Genomic DNA, 16,859 nt, shown 5'->3' on the forward strand with positions numbered 1-16,859 from the left:
GTCGACGATATCGACCGGGCCCTTCGACGTACGGATCAGCGCGCGAGCGCCTCCGCCATGATGGCGGCGTGCTCGTTCGCGTGCACCTTGGGCGAGCCGGTCGCGGTCGACGCCGCAGAGGCACGCGAGATGTTGCGGATCGAGCGGCCACCGAGCTGGTCGGCGATCTCGAGCGCGATGAACGGCCACGCGCCCTGGTTCTCGGGCTCGTCCTGGACCCACACCAGTTCGGCGTTCGGGTACTGCTCGAGCACGCGGGTCAGCTCTTCGATCGGCGCCGGGTAGTACTGCTCCAGGCGCACGAGGGCGATGTTCGGGTTCGGGTTCTTGTCGAGCTCGGCGCGCAGATCCCAGTGGATCTTTCCGGCGTGCAGCAGCACGCGCGTGACGGCGCCGCGGTCGACACCGCGGTTGTCGTCGAGCACCGGCTCGAAGCGACCCTCGAGGAAGTCCTCGACGGGGCTCGTGGCTCCGCGCAGACGCAGCATGGCCTTCGGGGTGAAGACGATGAGCGGACGACGCGGACGCTGGTACGCCTGGCGGCGCAGCAGGTGGAAGTACGAGGCCGGCGTCGACGGGCGCGCGACGATCATGTTGTCCTGCGCGCACATCTGCAGATAGCGCTCGATGCGGGCCGACGAGTGGTCGGGTCCCTGGCCCTCATAGCCGTGGGGGAGTAGCAGCACGACACTCGACTGCTGAGCCCACTTCTGATCGGCCGACGAGATGAACTCGTCGATGACCGACTGCGCGCCGTTGGCGAAGTCGCCGAACTGCGCCTCCCACAGCACCAGGGAGTCGGCGCGCTCGACCGAGTAGCCGTACTCGAACGCCATGGCCGCGTACTCGCTCAGCAGCGAGTCGTAGACCCAGAAACGTCCCTGGTTCTCGCTGAGGTTCGCCAGCGGCAGCCATTCCTGACCGTTGTCGCGGTCGTGCAGCACCGAGTGGCGCTGGACGAACGTGCCTCGGCGCGAGTCCTGACCGGCCAGGCGCACCGGGGTGCCCTCCATCAGCACCGAGCCGAAGGCGAGGAGCTCGCCGAAGGCCCAGTCGATGTTGCCGTTGCGGCTCATGTCCAGACGCTTGTCGAGCAGCTGCTGCAGCTTGTTGTGCACGGTGAAGCCGTCGGGCTTGTTCACGAACGCGTCGCCGATGTGCTGCACGACCTCGCGCGAGACGCCGGTGGTCTCGGGCGCGCCCGTGGGCACGTCGTCGACCGCGTCGGCCGTGACGACGGGGGTCGTACCGGTCTCGGCTTCGTGGGTGTCGGCGAACGCGACTTCGAGACGGTTCTGGAAGTCCTGCTTGGCCTGCTCGTACTCGTCTTCGGTGATGTCGCCGCGACCGACGAGGGACTCCGTGTACAGACGGCGCACCGAGCGCTTGGCCTCGATGAGGTTGGTCATCAGCGGCTGCGTCATCGAGGGGTCGTCGCCCTCGTTGTGGCCGCGTCGGCGGTAGCAGACCAGGTCGATGATGATGTCGCGGTGGAACTCTTCGCGGTACAGGAACGCCAGCTCGGCCGCGCGGACGACGGCCTCGGGGTCGTCGCCGTTCACGTGCAGCACGGGGGCCTGGATGGTCTTGGCCACATCGGTGGCGTACACGGAGGTGCGCGCGTCGGTGGGGGTGGTGGTGAAGCCGACCTGGTTGTTCACCACGACGTGGATCGTGCCGCCGGTGCGGTATCCGCGCAGCTGCGACATCTGCAGCGTCTCGACGACGACGCCCTGACCCGCGAACGCGGCGTCGCCGTGAACGAGGATGGGCAGCCACGAGAACGTGCCGATGGGCTTGCGGTCCTGCTTGGCGCGGACGATTCCCTCGAGCACGCCGTCGACGGTCTCGAGGTGCGAGGGGTTGGCCGCCAGGTAGACGGGGAGCTCATCGCCCTCGTCGCCGACGAAGGTGCCCTCGGTGCCGAGGTGGTACTTCACGTCGCCCGAGCCGCGCTTGCTGCCGGTGGCGACCGCACCCTCGAACTCGCGGAAGACCTGGCCGTACGTCTTGCCACCGATGTTGGTGAGCACGTTCAGGCGACCGCGGTGGGCCATGCCGATCGCGGCTCCGTCGAGGCCCTTGGACGCCGCGCCCTGGAGGATCTGGTCGAGCAGCGGGATGAGCGACTCGCCGCCCTCGAGGCTGAAGCGCTTCTGGCCGACGTACTTGGTCTGCAGGAACGTCTCGAACGCCTCGGCCTGGTTGAGCTTCGACAGGATGCGCAGCTGCTCGTCGTGCCCGGGCTTGGTGTACTTGACTTCGATGTTGCTCTGGAACCACTGACGCTGGATCGGGTCCTGGATGTGCATGTACTCGACACCCATGGTGCGGCAGTACGAGTCGCGGAGCACGCCGAGGATGTCGCGGAGCTTGGCGACGCGCTTCGTGCCCAGACCGCCGGTGACGAACTCGCGGTCGAGGTCCCAGAAGGTCAGGCCGTGCGACTCGATCTCGAGGTCGGGGTGGGTGCGCTGCACGTATTCGAGCGGGTCGATGTCGGCCATGAGGTGGCCGCGCACGCGGTACGAGTTGATGAGCTCCTGCACGCGGGCGCTCTTGTCGATGCGCTCCGAGAGGTCGACGCTGATGTCGGCCGCCCAGTGGATGGGCGCGTAGGGGATGCGCAGCGCCGCGAAGATGTCGTCGTAGAAGCCGCGCTGCCCGATGAGCAGCTCGTGCACCTTCTTGAGGAACTCGCCCGACCCCGCGCCCTGGATGACCCGGTGGTCGTAGGTGCTGGTGAGCGTGATGGTCTTGCCGATCGCCAGCTCGTTGAGCGTCTTGTCGCTCGCGCCCTGGAACTCGGCGGGGTAGTCCAGCGCACCCGCGCCGATGATGGCGCCCTGACCGCGCATGAGACGGGGGACCGAGTGCACGGTGCCGATGCCGCCGGGGTTCGTCAGCGACAGCGTCGTGCCCTGGAAATCGCCGGGCGTGAGCTTGTTGCCGCGTGCGCGACGCACCAGGTCCTCGTACGCGTCGAGGAAATCGCTGAAGCTGAGGGTGTCGGCGCGCTTGATGCTGGGCACCAGCAGCGCGCGGGTGCCGTCGGGCTTGGGCATGTCGATCGCGATACCCAGGTTGATGTGCGCGGGGGCCACCACCGAGGGCTTGCCGTCGATCTCGGCGTAGTAGACGTTCTGGCTCGGGAACTCCTTGAGTGCCTGGATGAGCGCCCAGCCGATCAGGTGCGTGAAGCTGATCTTGCCGCCGCGCGTGCGCGACATGTGGTTGTTGATGACGATGCGGTTGTCGATCATCAGCTTCGCCGGCACGGTGCGGACGCTGGTCGCGGTGGGGACCGTGAGCGAGTCGTCCATGTTGGAGGCCAGGGCCTTCGGCATCCCCTTGAGGACGGTGACGCGGTCCTCTTCGGTGCTCGGGGCTGCGGCCGCGGGTGCCGAGGCGGGGGCCTGCGCCGGGATCGGCTGCGGCTTCGCGGGCTTGGCGGTGGTGCGCGCGACGGGGGCCTGACCGACCACCGGGATCGGCGCGGTGACCGGCTTGGGCTCCGAGGGCGGCGCTGCCGCGGCGGACCCGTCGACGACCGGGTGGTACGCCTCCAGGATCGGCCACCAGGCCTTGTCTACGGAGTGCTTGTCGACTTTGAACTGCTCGTAGAGTTCGTCTACGAGCCACTCGTTCGCGCCGAACTCGCCCTCGCTCGAAGTACCGACGCCCGCCACCTGGCTCGACACAGTCGATCGCCTGCTTTCCTCGATGAAGATTCCTGTGGATACGCGCGAACGTCACCGTCCGGCGCGTCGTCAAGCCTAGCCGAGGTTCCTGGGCGGTCTGCGGGTCTTTACGTTCCCTTGATGTGGTGAGGTGGATGCCATGGAGTTCTCCGGCGCTCAACCCGATGTCGATCTGACCTACTCGGACGTGTTCCTGGTCCCGCGTCATTCCGAGGTGCGCAGCCGCCTCGACGCGGACCTGGCACCCGGAGACGGGAGCGGTGCCACCCTTCCGCTCGTGTCGGCGAACATGAACTCCGTCACGGGAACCCGACTCGCGGCGACCCTGGCGCGCCGCGGCGGACTCGGCGTGCTCCCGCAGGACCTCGCGCTGCCCGACCTGCTCGACGCCGTCGGCTGGGTCAAGGCACAGCCGACGGCCTGGGACGCCCCGCTCGTGCTGCCCCCGACCGCGACGGTCGCCGACGCGCGCCTGGTGCTGCCCCCGGTGCCCGGGCGCGGCATCGTCGTCGCCGAGACCCGAGACGACGGGGTCGTCGCCCTCTCGGCCTTCCGCGGGATCGTGCCGGCCACGCGCCTCGCCACGGCGCTCCCGGATGCCACGCTCGGCGACATCGCGCGGGGTGACGCCCCGGTGGTCTCGGTCGATCAGCTGGGGGATCCCCGTGCCGTCTTCGCGCTGGTGGGGGAGGCCGACATCGTCGCCGTCGTCGACGCGGACCGCGTGGTGGGCACGCTGTCGGCGCGGAGCGCCGTGCGCGACTCGATCTACCGCCCGGCGGTCGACGCCGAGGGACGCCTGATCGTCGCGGCCGCGGTGGGGATCAACGGCGATGTCGCCGGCAAGGCCCGCGCCCTCGCCGACGCCGGTGTCGACGTCCTCGTCGTCGACACCGCCCACGGTCACCAGGCGCAGATGCTCCGGGCGCTGCGCGAGGTCGCCGCGTTGGATCTCGGCATCCCGATCGCCGCCGGCAACGTCGTCACCGCCGAGGGCGTGCGCGACCTCACCGACGCGGGTGCGACGATTCTCAAGGTCGGGGTGGGGCCGGGGGCGATGTGCACGACCCGCATGATGACCGCCGTGGGGCGGCCGCAGTTCTCGGCCGTGCTCGAGACGGCGGAGGCCGCGCGCAGCGTCGGGGCGCACGTCTGGGCCGACGGCGGAGTGCGGTATCCGCGCGACGTCGCCCTGGCGCTGGCGGCGGGTGCGGCATCGGTCATGGTCGGTTCGTGGTTCGCCGGGACGATCGAGTCGCCCGGGCGCCTGCGTGCCGACGCGGACGGCCGGGTCTACAAGGAGTCGTGGGGCATGGCCTCGACCAAGGCCGTGCACGGGCGCTTCGGGGCACTCGACCCGTTCGAGCGCGCCCGCAAGGAACTCTTCGCCGAGGGCATCTCGTCGTCGCGCATCTACCTCGACCCGCAGCGCCCCGGTCTGGAAGACCTGCTCGACATGATCACGTCGGGCGTGCGCTCCTCGTTCACCTACGCCGGCGCCGCCACCGTCGCCGAGTTCCACGAGCGCGCTCGTGTGGGCCTGCAGTCGGCGGCCGGGTACGACGAGGGCAAGGCGCTTCCGGTCAGCTGGTGAACACCCGCTCGAGGTCGGCCGCGGCCTCGAGCGTGATCCACGCCCCGACCTGCACCGACAGATCGAGGTCCTCGCCCTCTGCGCGCGCGGGGCGGCGGGGATCGGCCGGGAACAACCCGCCGCGGCGTGCGTCCCAGAGCGCGTCGGCGTTGCGCTGGACGAGGCGCCGCGCGGTGCGCGAGAGGGCATCGCCCTCGGCGTCGCCGCTCTCGGCGAGATCCATCGCCGCCTCGGCGAGATAACGCGCCAGGATCCCGGCGAACAGGCCGCCGTCGCCCCCGCCCGCCGCGGGGAACAGTCCGTCGTCGGCGGCGCACCACCGTTCGACCGCGGCGACGAGAGCCCGGGCACGCTCCACGTGCGCCCACGCCGGGTGCGCGTCGTCGGCCAGGGCCCGCTCGCCCAGCAGCAGGGCGAGCCCCAGGGCCGCGCCCTGGTTGTACGTCCACAGTTCGCTCCGCACGACGCCGTGCTCGACGCCGTCGCGGACGAGGCCCGTGTCGGACTGATCCAGGGTGGATGCCATCCACGCGTCGAGTGCGACGGCCTCGGCCCGGTGGCCGGTCAGAGCGAGCACCATGGCGCCGGGCGCGTTCGCCGGAGCGTTGAAGAGGTCACTGTCGACGCACCAGGGCAGTGCGCCCACGCGCGGATGGATCGCCCGGTGCAGCACCCGCGAGATGCGGCGCAGGGCGCGGGCGTTCAGGTGCGTGCGCGCGAGCGCCAGGCCCATCCAGGCGATGTCGTCGTAGTACGGGGTCGTCCATCGGCCGATCGTGCGCAGGGTCACCCCCCGGGCCAGGCGACGCATCATCCGTCGACGGCGCGCGTCGGGCCGGTTGCGCTCGGCGTCGCCGAGCACGTGCAGCACGTGCGCGTGCCACCAGTAATGCCACGTGCGCTCGCCGGTGGCGCCGGGCAGTGCCGCCCTCGCCCAGGCCACCGGGCCGTAGCGGTGCACGAAGCGGTCCGTCACCTGACGTTCAGCGGTGGCGGCGCGCTCGCCGGCCGAGGTCTCGGCATCCATGCACCCATCCTCCCCAGGTGCCGGGATCCGCAGAATCCGGATGCCAGGGGCCCGGGGCTGCAATAGAATCGAGCGCACGATGGACGACCCTCCCAGTTGTAGACCCAGGCCCCGACGCCGCCCCTTCGACACCGACCCCCGGTCGAGCGGAGGTGATGCCTGATGGATTACGTCATGCTCGGCGTGGGGCTCATCCTCACCGTCGGAACGGGACTCTTCGTCGCCAGTGAATTCGCCCTGGTCAACCTCGACCGCGCCGACCTCGAAGCCCGCCGCGAGGCGGGCGAGACGCGGCTCTCGCTCACGATCGATGCGCTGCGCATCACCTCGACGCACCTGTCGAGCGCCCAGCTCGGCATCACCCTGACGACGCTCCTCACCGGTTACACGATGGAACCGGCCATCTCGAATCTGCTGCGGCCGGTCTTCCAGGCGTGGGGACTGCCCGAGGCGGTCATCGTCACCCTCGCCGCGATCATCGGCGTCGGTTTCGCCACCGTGCTGTCGATGATCCTGGGCGAACTCGTTCCCAAGAACTTCGCCCTCGCGATCCCGCGGCAGACGGCCAAGCTCGTCCTGCCCTTCCAGATCGCGTTCACCGCCGTGTTCAAGCCCGCCATCCTCGTGCTCAACGGCAGCGCCAACGGGGTGCTCCGCTCCATCGGCGTCGAGCCGAAAGAGGAGCTCTCGGGCGCCCGTTCGGCCGAGGAGCTCTCGAGCCTCGTCAAGCGCTCGGCCAGCGCCGGCATGCTCGAGAAGGACACCGCCTCGCTGCTCGATCGCAGCCTCACCTTCGCCCGCCTCAGCGCCGCCGACGTGATGACCCCGCGCCCCAGCGTGCACGCGCTCGCCGCGGGCGACCCCGCCGACGACGTCGTGCAGTTGGCCCGGCGCACCGGGCACAGCCGCTTCCCCGTGTACGGCGAGTCGATGGACGACATCATCGGCGTCGTGCACCTCAAGGCCGCGATCGGCGTGCCGCGCGACAGGCGCGGCGACGTGCCCGTGGCCGCGCTGTCGACGGAGCCGCTGCGCGTCCCCGAGACGGTGCACCTCGACACCCTCGTCTCGGAGCTGCGTTCGCGCGGCTACCAGATGGCGATCGTCGTCGACGAGTACGGCGGGACCGCGGGCGTGGTCACCCTCGAAGACCTCGTCGAAGAGATCGTGGGCGAGGTGCTCGACGAGCACGACCGCTCCCGCGCCGGGGTGGTGCGCTCCGCGGCATCCGTGATGTTCCCCGGAGACCTGCGACCCGATGAAGCCCTCGACCGCGCGGGCGTGCGCGTGCCCGAAGGAGAGGTCTACGACACCGTGGGCGGCTTCATCATGGCCGAGCTCGAGCGGATCCCGGCGGTGGGCGACACCGTCGAGACCGACGAAGGGGTCTTGAGCGTGCACCGCATGGACGGCCGTCGCGTCGACCGCGTGCAGTTCACCCCGAAGCCGGTGGAGCAGAACGTCGGCGACCTCGTGCGCGCGGCGAAGGGCGGTGATCAGCGATGAACGATTGGGCGGGAATCGCCTGGCTGGTCGTGCTGCTCGTGGCCAACGCCTTCTTCGTCGGCGCCGAGTTCGCGGTGATCTCGGCGCGGCGATCGCAGATCGAACCCCACGCCGATCGCGGCTCGCGGGCGGCGAAGACCGCGCTGTACGCGATGGAGCACGCCACGCTCATGTTGGCCACGTGCCAACTCGGCATCACGATCTGCTCGCTGCTGATCCTGAACGTGTCAGAGCCCGCCATCCACCACATGCTGGCGGGGCCCCTCGGCCTCACCGGTCTGCCCGAGGCGGCCGTCGACGTGGTGGCGTTCATCGTGGCGCTGCTGATCGTGTCGTACCTGCACGTCGTGTTCGGCGAGATGGTTCCGAAGAACCTGGCGTTCTCGCTGCCCGACCGCGCGGTGCTCATGCTCGCGCCGCCCCTGGTGGCCGTGTCGAAGGCGTTCTACCCGATCATCGTCGCGCTCAACTGGACGGCGAACCACGTGCTGCGCCTGTTCCGCGTCGAGCCGAAGGACGAGGCCGCCTCGACCTTCACCCTCGACGAGGTCGCGACGATCGTGAGCCAGTCACGGCGAGAGGGCATGCTCGACGACGCGTCGGGAACCGTCAGCGCGGTGGTGGAGTTCACCGAAAAGACCGCCGCCGACGTCGCCGTCCCCATGAGCGACCTCGTGACGCTCCCCGCCCGCACCACTCCGGGCGAGATCGAGCGTGCCGTCGCGCAGCACGGCTATTCGCGGTACGTGATCGTCGATGACACCGGCAACCCCACCGGGTACGTCCACCTCAAGGACGTCCTGCGCGCGGCCGATGGGACGGCCGCCGACATGGCGCGTCCGATCCCCGCCAAGCGCATCCATCAGATGGTGTCGGTGCTCGAGACGACCGATCTCGAAGACGCCCTGGCGCTCATGCGCCGCTCGGGTCGCCACCTGGCGCAGGTGCGCGACGAGAGCGGCGACGTGAAGGCCGTGCTGTTCCTCGAGGACATCATCGAGGAGCTCGTCGGAGAGGTGCAGGACGCCACCGAGCGCCGTCGCTTCGTCTGAGGCCTGACACACCGGATGCCACGGCCCCCAGGGGTCGTGGCATCCGGTGTTCTCGTTCGCGGAGGTGAGTGCTCGCCGATCCGCCGTCGGGTGGGACCCGGGTCAGGACCTCGCGGCGCGGCTCAGTACGCGCGGGTGTACTGGGCCGGCGCGGGGGAGTCGGCGCCGAGCGCGGCGGCGGCGCGCAGGCCGTAGTGCGGGTCGCGGAGCCACTCGCGGCCCGACAGCACGGCGTCGGCCCGGTCGTCGGCGACGATGTTCTCGGCCAGGGCGGGGTCGTCGATCATGCCGACGGCGGCAACCCGCAGTCCCGTCTCGCGGCGCACGGTCGCGGCGTACTCGACCTGGTAGCCGGGGCCGGTGACGATGCGCTGGTGCGGCACAAGGCCGCCGCTGGAGACGTCGATCAGGTCGGCGCCGATCGCCCCCACCAGCCGCGCGGCGGCGACGGTGTCGGCGACGCTCCAGCCGCCCTCGGCGGCGTCCGTCGCCGAGAAGCGCACGAACAGGACGACGTCGGGGGTGGCCGCGCGCACGGCCTCGGTCACGCGCGCGAGCAGGCGCACCCGGTTCTCGAACGAGCCGCCGTACTCGTCGTCGCGGTGGTTCGTGAGCGGTGACAGGAACTGGTGCAGCAGGTAGCCGTGGGCCGCGTGCAGCTCGACGACCTCGAACCCGGCCGCGACGGCTCGGCGGGCGGCATCCGCGAAGTCCTCGACGACCTTCTCGATGCCCGCGGCATCGAGGGCGACGGGCTCGGCGAACGTGTCGTACGCGAGCGCCGAGGGGGCGAGCGTGGTCCAGCCGCCGGCCTCGGGTGCGACGGTGCCGCGGCCGCCGGTGAGCGGGGAGGTGGTCGACGCCTTGCGGCCGGCGTGGCCCAGCTGCACGCCCGCGACGGCGCCCCGCGCGCGGATCGCCGCGACGATGGGGGCCCAGGCCTCGGCCTGCGCGTCGGTCCAGATCCCGGCGTCTTCGGGCGAGATGCGGCCTTCGGGCGACACCGCCGTGGCCTCGGCGATCACGAGACCGGCGCCGCCCGCGGCGAACTGGGCGAGGTGCACGTGGTGCCAGTCGTTCGGCACGCCGTCGACAGCGCTGTACTGGCACATCGGCGAGACCCACAGCCGGTTGCGCATCTCGATACCGCGGATGGACAGGGGTGTGAAGAGGGCACTCATGGAAGACCTTTGCGCTTTAGGGTGACGCCATGACGGCGAAGGACTGGACCGGGCGCGATGCCGGTCGCACACTGCGGTGGCCAACGGCGCACGACGACAAGTATTCCCGCGGGGTCGTGGGGCTGCGCACGGGGTCGACCCGGTATCCGGGCGCGGCGATGCTGGGAGTCGAGGCCGCGTGGCGCACCGGAACGGGCATGGTCCGCTACCTCGGACCCGAGCGCGCGCAGAACCTCGTGCTGCAGCGTCGGCCCGAGACGGTGACCGCCGACGGGCGGGTGCAGGCATGGGTGATGGGATCGGGAACGGATGCCGCGGAGCGCGACGCCGCCGAGACCGCGGCGCTGCGCGGCATCCTGCGCGCCGACGTTCCGGTCGTCGTCGACGCGGGAGCCCTGGACCTGGTCGCCGGGGCCACGGCACAGGTCATCGTGACGCCGCACGCGCGAGAGCTCGACCGACTGCGCGAGAGCCTGGGCCTCGGAGCGGCCGATCCGCGAGACGACGACGCCCGCGAGGCGGCCGCGCGCGAGACCGCCGAGGCCATCGGCGCGGTGGTCCTGCTGAAGGGCGCCGTCACGATCGTCGCCGCCGCGGGCGGATGGACCCGCCGCGTGACGACGGGCACGCCGTGGCTCGCCACCGCCGGTACCGGCGACGTGCTCGCGGGCGTGCTCGGCGCCGTCACCGCCGGGTCGGTCGCCGCCGATCGCACCTCGCTCGACCACCTCGCCGCGTGCGCGGCCACCGCCGCGTGGCTGCACGGAACGGCCGGCACACGGGCATCACAGGCCTGCGGCGGCCTCGGCGGACCGATCACCGCGCTCGACATCGCCGGAGAGCTGCCCTCGGTCGTGGCCGGGCTGCAGGCGGACTCGATCGGGTAACGGTTGTCGTCGCGACCCGCGCGACGGCGGGGGAGCGCGAGCCGCACGTCCGGGACGCTCAGGGGCGCCCGCTTAGGATGATGCGGTGGTGAGGCGTGTCGTTCCCTTGTTGATCGCGTTCGTCGCCGTACATGTCGTCGTCGGCATCCTGGGCTATCAGCAGCCCAACGAGCCGATGGGCGACGTGTACCTGGTGTACGAACCCTGGTCGCGCTGCGCGCTGTTCGGCGGCATCGACGTCACCTCGTGCACGCGCTCCGACGCGTGGGCCTGGCCGGGCATCACCGAGAAGTGGATCTATCCGCAGCTCGCGTTCCTGCCGATGACATTCGCCTGGCTGTTCGCCTGGGCCGTCGGGTACACGCCCGCCTGGGTCATCACCGTCGCGCTCGCCAACCTGGTCGCCTTCGTCGTGCTCGTGGGCAAGGGACGCTCGCGCGGTCGTGTGATCGCCGCCTGGTTCTGGCTCGCGGCCATCCTGCTCATCGGGCCGGTCGGCCTGTACCGCATCGACGGCATCACGGTGCCGTTCGCGATCCTCGGCAGCATCTGGCTGCTGCGCCGCCCGTTCGTGGCCTCCCTGCTGCTGTCGATCGCCGTGTGGATGAAGGTGTGGCCCGCGGCGATCCTGGCCGCCGGTCTCATCGCCGCCCGCCGTCGCCTGGCCCTCATCTGGGGTGCCGTCGCGGTGTCGGTGACCACCGTCATCGCGGTCGTCGCCCTGGGCGGTGCGCCCTACGTCTTCGGCTTCGTCGGCGACCAGACCACCCGCGGCATCCAGATGGAGGCCCCCGTCGGCGGGCTGTACATGTTCCTCGCCGCCTTCTACGTTCCCGGCTCCGAGGTGTACTACGACGGCGGCGTGCTCACCTTCCAGGTGACGGGACCCGGCGCCGACCCCCTCATCGCCGCGATGACGCCCATCATGCTGCTCGTCATGGTCGGGATCGCCGTCGTCGGCATCGTGAAGCTGCGGCGCGGGGCGACCTTCGTGAGCCTCTTCCCGCCGCTCTCGCTCGCTCTCGTCACCGCCTTCATCGCGCTGAACAAGGTCGGCTCGCCGCAGTACTACGTGTGGCTCTTCGCCCCCGTCGTGCTGGGGCTGATGATCGATCGCCGTCGCTGGTACGGATTCGCGGGCATGACGCTCGCGATCGCGGCGCTCACGCAGTGGATGTACCCGCTGCTGTACGACGGGCTCATGGCGACGCACCCGAACCCGTTCCCGGTCTTCGTGCTCGAAACGCGGAACCTGCTCGCCCTCGTGCTGCTCGTGTGGGCCGTCGTGCGCGTCGTCCGTGCGCCGATCGACCGCGTCCGTCCCCCCGCCGGGCTGCACGAGATCGTGACCGGGCGGCGTCCGGCGCGGACGCGGATCGCTCCGCGCGGCTGACCCGGGGTTCGCGTCTGGGCGCGGTGCTGCCGCGAGACGGTGCGCCGCGACCGGGGTGCACGCGGCGTCGTCCGACGGAGACACGCGGCGCTTCACTTCGCGGTGCGGTGCGGCGCGTCGCTGCGCAGCGCGGTGCGGCGCGGTGGCGACGCGGCCCGTTCCGCCGAGGCCGCCCGCGGCCTAGTCTCGAATCATGCTCATCGCCTTCTCTGTCGCTCCCTCGGGTGTCGGAACCGTCGCCTCGGAGAACCCCGACGCGTCGGTGCACGACGCCGTCGCCGCAGCCGTCGCCGTCGTGCGCGCCTCGGGTCTGCCGCATCGCACGACCTCGATGTTCACCGAGGTCGAGGGGGAGTGGGACGAGGTGTTCGACGTCGTCAAACGGGCGACGGATGCCGTGTTGCCCTACGGATCGCGGGTGTCGCTGGTGCTGAAAGCCGACATCCGCCCCGGACGCACGGGCGAGATCGACGGCAAGATCGAGCGACTCGAGGACGCGCTGGAGCGTCACGTCGACTGAGCCGATCGGCTGAGCCGTGACGGGACAGCGGTCGACGGTTGCGCGAAGGGGTGCAGCTGCGGCGGGTTCACCCGGCGGGCGGGTCGTTCCAGATGCGCCTGGTGATGGCGGTGACGTCGGCGTCGATGCGGGCGAGGTCTCCGCGCAGGCGGCTCTCGACGCTGTCGATCTTGGCGCTCAGGCCGGCTTCGACGGTGTCGATCTTGGCGCTCAGACCGGCTTCGACGGTGTCGATCTTGGCGGTGAGACCGGTCTCGACGGTGTCGATCTTGGCGGTCAGGCCGGCTTCGACGCTGTCGACCCGGGTCCTCGTGACGTGGATCTCGGCCACCGTCTCGTACCGCACGGCGTCGAGACGTGCCTCGAGCCGGTCTGTGTTCGCCGTGATCACTTTCGTGAGCGATCCCATGATGAGGTTCGTGCTGAACGTCATGCCGCCCAGAACAGTCGCGGCGAAGGTTCCGATGAGCACCCATACTTGCGGTTCCGTCACGTCCGGCATCCCTTCATCCCGCGGTGAGGAAACCCAGACTGTCAGCTTTCCGTGGGGGTGGAACCGCTCGACCGCGGAGATCGGGAGAAGTTCACCCGCGGTGCGGGTGGGGAGGAGCAGTCCGCGGGGTGCACGGTCGACCGTGACGCCGACCTCACCCGCCGCACCCGGCCCTCGAAACGATTCGACGCTCGCGGCCGCGCGGACTAGCATCGCAAGGTGACCTCTTCGACTTCCTCGAGAGGTGCGGCGATGCGGGCGCTCCTTTCTCTCGCCATCGGCAGCTTCGGCATCGGCATGACCGAGTTCGTGGTGATGGGCCTGCTGCCCAACATCGCCCGCGAACTCGTCCCCGGCGCGTGGGCGGCCTCGCCCGACGACGCCATCGCCCAGGCCGGCTGGCTCATCTCGCTCTACGCGCTCGGCGTCGTCGTCGGTGCGCCGACGATCGCCGGCTCCGTGGCGCGGTTCCCGCGTCATCGCGTGATGATCGTGCTCGCCGCCGCGCTGGCGTTCTTCACCCTGCTGACCGTCATCGCCCCCACGTTCGAGCTCGTCGCGGCATCCCGATTCCTCGCCGGACTTCCGCACGGCGCCTACTTCGGCATCGGCGCCCTGGTGGCCGCCGATGCGCTCGGCCCGGGCAATCGCGCCAAGGGCGTGGCGTTCGTACTCACCGGGCTCACGATCGCCAACGTCGTCGGTGTGCCGCTGGGCACCCTTCTCGGCCAGCAGGTCGGCTGGCGCGCGGCGTTCGCCGTGGTGACCGGGATCTTCCTGCTCGCCACGATCTGCATCGCCCTCTTCGTACCGAAGCACCCCGGTTCGCCCGGTCGTCGATTGCGTGACGAACTGCGCGTGTTCCGCATCGGACAGGTCTGGTTCGCCCTCGGCATCGGTGCCGTCGGGTTCGGCGGATTCTTCGCGATGTACAGCTACATCGCGCCCATGATCACCGATGTCGCGGGCCAGCCCGAGTGGGCCGTCTCGCTGGTGCTCGTGCTCGTGGGAATCGGCATGACGATCGGCAACATCGTCGGCGGCGCGCTCGCCGACAAAGACCTGCGGTTCTGGTTGTACGTCGGGCTCATCGCCCTCGGTGCGGCATCGGTGGGCCTGGCTCTCACGGCCGGGTGGATCGTGGCGCTGGTGCTGTTCGCGTTCCTGGTGGCGTTCTGCGGTGCCGCCCTGAGCCCGGCGATCCAGACGCGACTCATGGACGTCGCCGAGGACAACCAGTCCATCGCCGCAGCGCTGAACCACTCGGCGCTCAACATCGGCAACAGCCTCGGCGCCTTCCTCGGCGGCCTCGCCATCGCCGCGGGCCTCGGACTCGTCGCCCCGGCGTGGGTGGGAGCGCTGCTCGCCCTGGGCGGACTGGTCGTCGCCGTGGTGTCGTACCGCGTCGAGGACCGCAGCGGACGCCACCCCGAACATCGGGTGCCGGCGGCCGAAGCCGCGCAGACCGCGATTACCGGTTCGATCCCGACGCAGCGCTGAGCGCGCGTCGTGTCGACCACGGGCCGGCGGCTGACGCGGCGCTGAACGTTGGCGCGAGTGTCCCGGACACGCCGCCTTGGGGTCCGGGGATGCGGAGTGTTCTGGACACTCGACGGTGTGTGCGGGCGGTCGCGGCGACGGCGCGCCGCTCGGGTGAGTGTCCGGAACGCGCCGGGCATGCGTCCAGGTGCCGGCTCGCCGCGGCAGCGGCGCGGCCCTAACACGGAACGCACGACCTCTTCCCCGACCGACGAGGGGCCGGAGGGAACGGATGCCGCGGTGCCCGGCATCCGGGATCATCAGGTCGCGAAAAGGCGACGCAGGTGCAGGGCGACGGCGGCGGTCTCGATGAGGAAGCCGTCGTGGCCGAAGTCGCTCGAGAGCACGACGGCGTCGTCTCCGTCGAGCGTGTTCGGGATGCCGCGGGCGATGCGATGCTGCCCGTCGATGGGGAACAGGCGGTCGCTGTCGATGCCGAGCACCAGGGTCGTCGCCGTGACGCGTCCCAGGGCGTCTTCGACGCCGTCGCGGTCGCGGCCGACGTCGTGCGAGTTCATGGCCTCGACGAGGGTGAGGTAGCTGTTCGCGTCGAAACGGCGGGTGAACTTGTTGCCGTGGAAATCGAGGTACGACTCGACGGCGAAGCGTCCGCCGCGGCCCAGCGGGCTCACCCCCGACTGCCATGAACGTTGGAATCGCTGGTTGAGCTCGGTCGGGCTGCGGTAGTTCAGCAGTGCCATGCGCCGAGCGAGGGCGAGTCCGCGGTGCGGGCCGTCGCCGTCGCCGGCGTCGTAATACTCGCCGCCGGCGAAGCGGGGGTCGATGCGCACGGTGTCGAGCTGCACCGAGTTCAGGGCGATCTGGTCGGCGGTCGTGATCGGCGGGGCCGAGAGGATCGCGGCGCGGGCGACGCGGTCGGGGTGGCCGACGGCCCACTCGATCGCGTGCATTCCGCCCATCGACCCGCCGACCACGGCGAACCACCGCTCGACGCCGAGCTCGTCGGCGAGCAGGGCCTGAGCCTCGACCTGGTCGCGGATCGTGAGGTAAGGGAAGCGCGAAGCCCACTCGTAGCCGTCGGGGGCGATGCTCGCCGGTCCCGTCGAGCCCTGGCATCCGCCCAGCATGTTGGGGGCGACCACGAACCAGCGGTCGGTGTCGATGGCCGCACCGGGGCCCACGAGGTCGCTCCACCACCCGGCGGTGGGGTGCCCCGGACCGGCGGCACCGCGCACATGGCTGTCGCCGGTGAGCGCGTGGAGGATCAGCACGGCGTTGTCGCGGGCGGGCGAGAGCTGTCCCCACGTCTCGTACGCGAGACGCACGTGGGGCAGCGACTGCCCGGTCTCGGTCGCGAACGCGCCGAACGAGGCGAATCGGCGGTCCCCCGCGGGGTCGCCGTCGCGCCACGCGCCGGTCGCCGGGGGGCGTCCGAGCAGCGATCGGGCATCGGCCTCCGTCACCGGGGCCGAGGGCACCGTGTCTTCGGAGATCTGCCAGTCCATGGCATCCATTCTCGTCGGTCGCCGATGGTCCGACCGGACTGTTACGTCGATGTCGGAGACCGCGCGTACGATTCGGCGCATGGGTGCATGGAGCGCAGAACCGTTCGGGAACGACACCGCCGCCGACTGGGCGTACGAGCTCGAAGGGCAGACCGACTGGAACGTCGTGCATGACGCACTGCGCGTCGCCGCCGATACGGAGGGCTCGCAGCTCGACTCCGACGCCGCGACGGTGGCGATCGCGGCCGCCGAGGTCGTCGCGCGGGGGCTGGGGCGGGTGCCCGGCCGGGCCTTCTCCGACGCGGTCACGGCGTTCGTGGCGCGCGCGTCGGCGCCGTCCGCCGAGTTGGTGTCGTTGGCTGACGCCGCGGTCGTCCACGCGACCTCCGATGACGGTGAACTGGCCGAGCTCTGGGAGGACGACCCCGACTGGCACGCCGAGAACGAACGCCTGCGCGCAGCGCTGACCACCGTCTGACCTCCTTGTCCAGCCCCCGCCT

Annotated in this window: 13 protein-coding genes; 8 read left to right on the forward strand and 5 right to left on the reverse strand. The window is 70.8% G+C overall.

Annotated elements, in window-relative coordinates; all coding sequences use genetic code 11:
- Nucleotides 1–35: 35 nt before the first annotated feature.
- On the reverse strand, nucleotides 36–3,701 hold the full coding sequence (locus tag IFU19_RS10125; RefSeq protein ID WP_082516495.1) for a multifunctional oxoglutarate decarboxylase/oxoglutarate dehydrogenase thiamine pyrophosphate-binding subunit/dihydrolipoyllysine-residue succinyltransferase subunit: 3,666 nt from the start codon (nucleotides 3,699–3,701) through the stop codon (nucleotides 36–38).
- A gap of 139 nt (nucleotides 3,702–3,840) precedes the next feature.
- Here IFU19_RS10125 and IFU19_RS10130 point away from each other — a divergent pair, with 139 nt between their 5' ends.
- Nucleotides 3,841–5,295, forward strand: coding sequence for a GuaB1 family IMP dehydrogenase-related protein (locus IFU19_RS10130; protein WP_191915225.1), 1,455 nt, complete (start codon nucleotides 3,841–3,843; stop codon nucleotides 5,293–5,295).
- Here the strand turns inward: IFU19_RS10130 and IFU19_RS10135 are convergent.
- Nucleotides 5,285–6,322, reverse strand: a complete 1,038-nt coding sequence (locus IFU19_RS10135; protein WP_192013599.1) for a glycoside hydrolase family 76 protein — start codon at nucleotides 6,320–6,322, stop codon at nucleotides 5,285–5,287. The two genes, IFU19_RS10130 and IFU19_RS10135, sit on opposite strands and share 11 nt — an antisense overlap.
- Nucleotides 6,323–6,484: 162 nt before the next feature.
- On the opposite strand from IFU19_RS10135, the gene IFU19_RS10140 reads away from it, so the two are divergent.
- Nucleotides 6,485–7,828 carry a hemolysin family protein gene (locus IFU19_RS10140; RefSeq protein ID WP_191926274.1) on the forward strand — a complete coding sequence of 448 codons (1,344 nt, stop codon included), beginning with the start codon at nucleotides 6,485–6,487 and terminating at the stop codon, nucleotides 7,826–7,828.
- Nucleotides 7,825–8,880, forward strand: coding sequence for a hemolysin family protein (locus IFU19_RS10145; protein ID WP_192013601.1), 1,056 nt, complete (start codon nucleotides 7,825–7,827; stop codon nucleotides 8,878–8,880). The genes IFU19_RS10140 and IFU19_RS10145 overlap by 4 nt, the downstream gene beginning before the upstream one ends.
- Nucleotides 8,881–9,002: 122 nt before the next feature.
- Here IFU19_RS10145 and IFU19_RS10150 read toward each other — a convergent pair whose 3' ends face one another.
- The gene (locus IFU19_RS10150) at nucleotides 9,003–10,061 is read right to left on the reverse strand and encodes an NADH:flavin oxidoreductase/NADH oxidase (protein ID WP_192013603.1); all 1,059 of its coding nucleotides are present in this window, start codon (nucleotides 10,059–10,061) and stop codon (nucleotides 9,003–9,005) included.
- 29 nt (nucleotides 10,062–10,090) lie between these two features.
- Here IFU19_RS10150 and IFU19_RS10155 point away from each other — a divergent pair, with 29 nt between their 5' ends.
- The 3 genes from IFU19_RS10155 (at nucleotide 10,091) to IFU19_RS10165 (ending at nucleotide 12,861) form a co-directional block, all read left to right on the forward strand.
- On the forward strand, nucleotides 10,091–10,948 hold the full coding sequence (locus IFU19_RS10155) for an ADP-dependent NAD(P)H-hydrate dehydratase (RefSeq protein WP_192013605.1): 858 nt from the start codon (nucleotides 10,091–10,093) through the stop codon (nucleotides 10,946–10,948).
- A gap of 85 nt (nucleotides 10,949–11,033) precedes the next feature.
- Complete coding sequence (locus tag IFU19_RS10160; RefSeq protein ID WP_192013607.1) at nucleotides 11,034–12,341, forward strand: glycosyltransferase 87 family protein; 1,308 nt, start codon at nucleotides 11,034–11,036, stop codon at nucleotides 12,339–12,341.
- Between the two features lie 193 nt (nucleotides 12,342–12,534).
- On the forward strand, nucleotides 12,535–12,861 hold the full coding sequence (locus tag IFU19_RS10165; protein ID WP_055936747.1) for a thiamine-binding protein: 327 nt from the start codon (nucleotides 12,535–12,537) through the stop codon (nucleotides 12,859–12,861).
- A 67-nt stretch (nucleotides 12,862–12,928) separates the two neighbouring features.
- Here the strand turns inward: IFU19_RS10165 and IFU19_RS10170 are convergent, their stop codons facing one another.
- Complete coding sequence (locus tag IFU19_RS10170; protein WP_192013609.1) at nucleotides 12,929–13,354, reverse strand: hypothetical protein; 426 nt, start codon at nucleotides 13,352–13,354, stop codon at nucleotides 12,929–12,931.
- 252 nt (nucleotides 13,355–13,606) lie between these two features.
- Between IFU19_RS10170 and IFU19_RS10175 the strand changes: the two genes are divergently transcribed.
- Nucleotides 13,607–14,854: an MFS transporter gene (locus IFU19_RS10175; protein ID WP_055936752.1), complete on the forward strand. Its 1,248-nt coding sequence runs from the start codon at nucleotides 13,607–13,609 to the stop codon at nucleotides 14,852–14,854.
- Between the two features lie 299 nt (nucleotides 14,855–15,153).
- Here the strand turns inward: IFU19_RS10175 and metX are convergent, their stop codons facing one another.
- Complete coding sequence (gene metX / locus IFU19_RS10180) at nucleotides 15,154–16,359, reverse strand: homoserine O-acetyltransferase MetX (protein ID WP_070408332.1); 1,206 nt, start codon at nucleotides 16,357–16,359, stop codon at nucleotides 15,154–15,156.
- Nucleotides 16,360–16,438: 79 nt separating this feature from the next.
- On the opposite strand from metX, the gene IFU19_RS10185 reads away from it, so the two are divergent.
- A complete protein-coding gene (locus tag IFU19_RS10185) occupies nucleotides 16,439–16,837 on the forward strand; it encodes a DUF4259 domain-containing protein (protein ID WP_191915233.1) in 399 nt (132 codons plus the stop codon).
- Nucleotides 16,838–16,859: the final 22 nt, after the last annotated feature.

The sequence above is a fragment of the Microbacterium sp. CFBP 8794 genome, from assembly GCF_014841235.1.
Taxonomy (GTDB): Bacteria; Actinomycetota; Actinomycetes; order Actinomycetales; family Microbacteriaceae; genus Microbacterium.